General features: G+C 46.5%; 7 protein-coding genes and 2 pseudogenes. 7 read left to right on the top strand and 2 right to left on the bottom strand.

What is annotated here, in order from left to right; all coding sequences use genetic code 11:
* A pseudogene (locus Q1V74_RS05375) lies at positions 1-292 on the top strand (phosphodiesterase); the annotation flags it as partial.
* Here Q1V74_RS05375 and Q1V74_RS05370 read toward each other — a convergent pair.
* On the bottom strand, positions 289-903 hold the full coding sequence (locus tag Q1V74_RS05370) for a class I SAM-dependent methyltransferase (RefSeq protein WP_300647387.1): 615 nt from the start codon (positions 901-903) through the stop codon (positions 289-291). The pseudogene Q1V74_RS05375 and the gene Q1V74_RS05370 sit on opposite strands and share 4 nt — an antisense overlap.
* A 109-nt stretch (positions 904-1,012) precedes the next feature.
* Between Q1V74_RS05370 and Q1V74_RS05365 the strand changes: the two genes are divergently transcribed.
* Complete coding sequence (locus Q1V74_RS05365; protein WP_300647386.1) at positions 1,013-1,594, top strand: HdeD family acid-resistance protein; 582 nt, start codon at positions 1,013-1,015, stop codon at positions 1,592-1,594.
* Between the two features lie 55 nt (positions 1,595-1,649).
* On the opposite strand, the gene Q1V74_RS05360 is transcribed toward Q1V74_RS05365, so the two are convergent.
* Positions 1,650-1,814 carry a hypothetical protein gene (locus tag Q1V74_RS05360; protein WP_260650457.1) on the bottom strand — a complete coding sequence of 55 codons (165 nt, stop codon included), beginning with the start codon at positions 1,812-1,814 and terminating at the stop codon, positions 1,650-1,652.
* A 239-nt stretch (positions 1,815-2,053) separates the two neighbouring features.
* Here Q1V74_RS05360 and Q1V74_RS05355 point away from each other — a divergent pair, with 239 nt between their 5' ends.
* The 5 genes and pseudogenes from Q1V74_RS05355 to Q1V74_RS05335 form a co-directional block, all read left to right on the top strand.
* Entirely contained in the window at positions 2,054-2,368 is a 315-nt protein-coding gene (locus tag Q1V74_RS05355; protein WP_260650458.1) for an HPF/RaiA family ribosome-associated protein, read from the top strand.
* Positions 2,369-2,421: 53 nt separating this feature from the next.
* Entirely contained in the window at positions 2,422-3,582 is a 1,161-nt protein-coding gene (locus tag Q1V74_RS05350; RefSeq protein ID WP_300647385.1) for a hypothetical protein, read from the top strand.
* A 93-nt stretch (positions 3,583-3,675) separates the two neighbouring features.
* Positions 3,676-4,590, top strand: coding sequence for an SPFH domain-containing protein (locus Q1V74_RS05345; protein WP_260650460.1), 915 nt, complete (start codon positions 3,676-3,678; stop codon positions 4,588-4,590).
* Positions 4,587-5,069 (top strand): NfeD family protein, encoded by a 483-nt coding sequence (locus Q1V74_RS05340; protein WP_300647384.1) that lies wholly within the window; start codon positions 4,587-4,589, stop codon positions 5,067-5,069. Before Q1V74_RS05345 ends, Q1V74_RS05340 begins: the two co-directional genes overlap by 4 nt.
* A pseudogene (locus Q1V74_RS05335) lies at positions 5,044-5,275 on the top strand (gamma carbonic anhydrase family protein); the annotation flags it as partial. The gene Q1V74_RS05340 and the pseudogene Q1V74_RS05335, both read left to right, overlap by 26 nt.

Here is a 5,275-nt window from a genome sequence, read left to right as displayed (position 1 = left end):
GGCGGTGATGCAGTTAATAACTAGCACGCAAAAAGTGGCTTATATGTTTGCAGGCCATGTGCATCGTCCTGCCGCAGGCGTCTGGCAGGGGGTGCCCTTTGCGACGGTGGCGGGTACCAGTCACCAGCACCATTTTCACTCGACACAAACTGGTGCGGCTGAAACAAGCTTAGAGCCCGCTGGTTATGGTGTGATTCATGCTTTGACTCACACTATAAGCGTACATTTTCAATTAGCGCAATCGTACCCGCGTTTTATTTATGAGGGTCCGCCACTACGGCTTAGGGATTAGGCGTTTTTTTTAGCGATGAGCTGCACAACTGCGGATAGACCATGGTGACCATCTCCCTCATAAATTTCTCGTTCGACTTCTTCAAGCAGGAGAAAATCCAAACCTTGTAAATCTTGTTTTAAGCTAGAAGCTTGATATAACAGGTCTAAGCTTTTGGGGCCGCCTGTACCGTACTGTAGTTGCTTAGGCACGTAGGCCTCTAAAAGATATACCCCATTTGCTTTGAGAGCCTGAGCTACGCCTTGATGTACACGGGTTCGTAATGCAGGGGGGAGATGGCAAAAAATGCTAATAATAGCGTCCCATTGTTGTGGTTCGAAGACATAGTCATTTAAATCCACGCACAGGGTGTTCACAGTTACACCACGCTCTGTGGCCAAACGCTGAACCTTATCTAAACCGGATTGCGCTGCATCAAGCGCGGTGACCTCAAAGCCTTGCTCGGCTAAAAATACGGCATTACGGCCTTCGCCCTCGCCAATGGAAAGCACGCGACCACCTTTAGGTAAAACATGGGCCTGCGCTTTTAAAAAGTCATTAGGCTGTGTGCCATAGAAGTAGCTATCTTGAAGAAAGCGCTGATGCCAGAAGTTATCTGTTTGTTTAGTCATAATGAAATGAGTCAGTAAAAATTAAATATAAATGAGAAGCATTCATCATTTATATTAGACGAAAATGGATTTATGATGAAAAATAATGTAGAGCTTAATTAAGGAGTAGATGATGAATGGGGATAAAGCAAAAGCGCTTGCTCATGTATTACAACAGCTGCGTGCGCGTTGGGGGTGGTTTGTCGGGCTTGGTGTGGTGTTATTACTACTGGGTGGGCTCGCCATGATCTATGTGATTGCGGCTACTTTGGCCAGTGTTGTTTTCATTGCGATGTTAATGATTATTGGTGGGGCAGCGCAATTAGTGCATGCATGGGGGTTAAAACCTTGGCAAGCATTTGCTTGGTGGAGCGTAGTGGGGGTGCTCTATGTATTGGCTGGGGTGTTCGCTTTAGCTAACCCTGTGGCGGGGGCGGCGGTCTTAACTCTCTTGCTAGGTGGCGCGTTAATAGCGATGGGAGCATTGCGTTTATGGATTTGGTATCAGAATCGTGCGCAACAAGGGTGGCGGTGGTTAGCCCTGAGTGGGGTTTTGAGTCTGTTGACGGGGTTGTTAATAGCCATGGGATGGCCGGAAAACAGTCTGGTGATCTTGGGGGTTTTGCTTGCTATTGATTTGATATTTCAAGGCTGGGGCATGTTGGCTCTTGGGTTGGTGCTAAAGCGTTCTCATCAAAGTCATCAGCCCTAATTGTTGGGATGGTATCGATATAAAAAAAGCCGCGTATAACAACGCGGCTTTTTCATTATGAGAAACGTCGACTAGATAAACGTTTTAAAAGACGAGTAGCGCCAGAGTGGACCGCCGTAGCAAGTGGGGCAAAAGCAGATTGTTGTAGATGACGGTCAAAAGTAGGTTGTTGGGCACGGGAATGAACGTGTGCTTCTTGAGGCAAAATGTGTTTAAACATAAAGAACTCCTGTAATTATTAATTATTTGGGTTAAAGATATAGTATATCATACTATTGGGGTTTTTCCTAGTTGTTCTTACTTTGCGGTTATGGTTATGCGAATTGAAAGAAATTGAAAAGAAAAAATACGAATAAGCTTTGGAGCGAACAAAAAAATTAAAATAAGGTACTATGGAATAAAGCAAGATCATAAATATCTTGGCTTTTGTGTGATTTTATTAATGAATAAGGATGTCTTATGCAAATACAAATAAATACAGATAATCACATTCAAAATACAGAAAGCTTGCGCGAGCGTATCGAAGCGATAGCAACCCAAGAGCTGAAGCACCAGCGTCAACACTTAACGCGTGTGGAATATCACTTATCGGATGTGAATAGTGGTAAAGCCGGAGCAGAAGACAAACGTTGTCTTGTGGAGGCGCGGCCAGCAGGGATGCAGCCAGTCAGTGCGGAGCATCGTGCAGATAATATCGTTCTAGCGATTACAGAGGCCACACGCCAGTTAAATCGAGTGCTTACTTCGGCGATAGGAAAAGCACAAAACAAATAAGATCTGCTTGCTTGATTGTGCTTACCCATCCTTTACCTACATTAGGAGGCATTATGCAGCAGCTCAATATACAAAATTTGCAGTCTTTGCTTCAAAAGCAAGAGGGGCCTTGTTTATCGTTGTATCAAGCCACTCATCGGAGCCACCCCGAGAACGCGCAAGACCCGATACGCTACAAAAACTTAGTCAAGCAGTTGGAGCAGTCTTTAGACTCCACATACCCCGCTAAGGAATATCAGTCTTTGCTTAAGCCTTTTTATGACTTAGCAGAAAATCTGGATTTTTGGCAGCATACGCTAGATGGTATAGCGGTTTTGGCGAATGCCGATCGTTTTGAGGTCTTTCATTTGCAGCGGGCTACGCCAGATTTTGCCGTGGTATCGGATTCATGGCATATCAAGCCCTTATTGCGACAAACCCAAACCCAAGATCGCTTTCAAGTATTGTGTTTAACACGTTCTGCGATCAAAGTATTTGAGGGTAATCGGGATGCGTTGGACTTTGTGGTGTTTGATCACGATTTCCCGGATACCGTGGATAAAGCGCTTGGTACAGAGTTAACGGAGCCTTACCAAAAAGTTGCAAATTATGGCCTAGGGCCGGCGGCTCGACCAGGAATGGCCATGCATCATGGCCATGGGGGCAAAAATGATGCCTTAGAAGTGGATGTGGAGCGCTTTTTCCGAGTGGTGGATAAAGCTGTTCACGAGCATGTGAGTAAGCACAGTCAGCTTCCATTGGTCTTGGTGACGCTCGCAGAGTATCAAGGGGTGTTTCGTAAGCTGTCTAATAATCCCTACTTGCTAGAGCAGGGCGTGTCGATTGATCCGTCAGCCTTGACTGTAGATCAATTACGTCAAAAAGTTTGGGGGATTGTTGAGCCGATAGCAGCTAAACGCGTACAGGATACAGTAGCTACATTTAATCAGCAGCATGGAACTGGCTTGGCTAATGGGGATTTGCAGCGTACTTTAGCTGCCATTCTGGATGGGCGAGTGGAAACCTTACTCATCGATGCGGATAAACGGCTCGCTGGGCGTATCCATCGTGATTCGCGTCAGGTTGAGCTGTTAAGCGATTTTACGGCTCCTGATGCCGAGGATATATTGGATGATTTAGCGGAAATGGTACTACGCCGCAGTGGTCAGGTTATGGTGATCCCTACCCGTTATATGCCGACAGACTCTGGCGTGGCTTCTATTTATCGTTTTTAATAGCTCAGGCATTCGCTTATAGCGTCTTGTAGAGGTTTAATTTATTACTGTATAAGCCGATAATGCGTTATCGGCTTATTTTTTGGAGCAAGCATGGACGCCTTATTATCTTTTAGTGGTTTGTTAGTGGTGTTGGCAATAGCGGTAATCGCTGGTGGAGTCAAAGTAGTGCCTCAAGGACAGCAATGGACGGTGGAGCGTTTTGGGCGCTATACGCGTACCTTAGAGCCGGGCTTAAGTTTAATTGTGCCTTTTATGGATCGAGTTGGCCATAAGTTATCCATGATGGAGTCCGTCTTAGATGTTCCTTCTCAAACCGTAATTAGTCGGGATAATGCAGCAGTAACAGCTGATGGGGTGGTGTTTTTTCGTATTATTGATGCGCCTAAGGCGGCTTATCAAGTGGATAATCTTACGCATGCGGTGATTAATTTGACCACGACTAATTTACGCTCGGTGTTGGGGTCGATGGAGCTCGATCATATGCTTTCTAATCGCGAGGAAATCAATGAGCGATTATTAGCAGCAGTGGATGCCGCTACGGCACCATGGGGGATTAAAATTACTCGTATTGAAATACGAGATTTAAATATGTCGCCCGAGCTACAGGAAGCCATGAATTTACAAATGACGGCAGAACGCCATCGTCGTGCAGTGGTCACCAAAGCCAATGGCGATAAAGAGGCGGAGATTTTACAAGCCGAAGGAATGCGACAGGCTGCTGTTTTGCGCGCCGAGGGGGAAAAGCAGGCAGCGATACTGATCGCAGAAGCTCGCGAACGCGAAGCGCAGGCGGAAGCCCGTGCTACACGTGATGTGTCGGCTGCGATTCAAGAGGGCGATGTGCAAGCTATTCAGTATTTTCTTGGTGTGAAATATGTAGAGGCACTTCAAAAAATTGGCACATCGGACAACAGTAAGTTGGTGCTTATGCCTATCGAGGCAGCGGGTGTTACCGGTGCTGTGGCTGGGGTTTCAGAGCTATTAAAACAAGTGAAGTCATCATGATTCATGCGCTTTTTGATTCGCCATGGTATTGGTGGAGTGCGGCGTTATTGTTGCTGTTACTTGAGATTGTCCTGCCAGGGGCTTTTTTAATGTGGATAGGCTTGGGCACCGTGGTAGTGGGGATTTTCTTGTGGCTATTCCCTACAGCGCCGGTCATTTTGCAGCTTTTCGTGTTGGCCGTTAGCATTGTAGGGGCGGTGTTAGTGGGTATTCGTTGGTCAAACACAGAAAAATCCTCATCCCGTTCTAAGTTAAATCAGGGGTTAGATCAGTTGGTGGGGCAAGAGGCCATTGTAAGTCAGAATTTTGCGGAAGGACGGGGGCGTGTACGTGTGGAGGATTCCTTTTATGCGGCTTATGCGCAAGCGCCCCTGGAGGTAGGACAGCGGGTTTTGATTACTGGAGTTAACGCCAATGGCCTGCAAGTACAGGCTTGTCTAAAAGGAGATCAATATGAAAACAAACGTGCGCCCATTTAACAACCTCACACCACAATTGGCGGAAAACGTGTGGGTGGATCCCACAGCAGTGATTATTGGCGATGTACAGATTGGCGAGGATTCTTCAGTCTGGCCTTATGCTGTCATACGTGGTGATATGCATCGGATTCGCATTGGTAAACGTTGTAGTATTCAGGATGGTAGCGTCTTGCATATCACCCATGCTGGGCCGTTTAACCCCGAGG

This window comes from Paenalcaligenes sp. (assembly GCF_030152715.1).
Classification (GTDB): domain Bacteria; phylum Pseudomonadota; class Gammaproteobacteria; order Burkholderiales; family Burkholderiaceae_B; genus Paenalcaligenes; species Paenalcaligenes hermetiae.
Note: the sequence above shows the minus strand (reverse complement) of the source record. Positions and strands in the feature narration are given on the sequence as shown.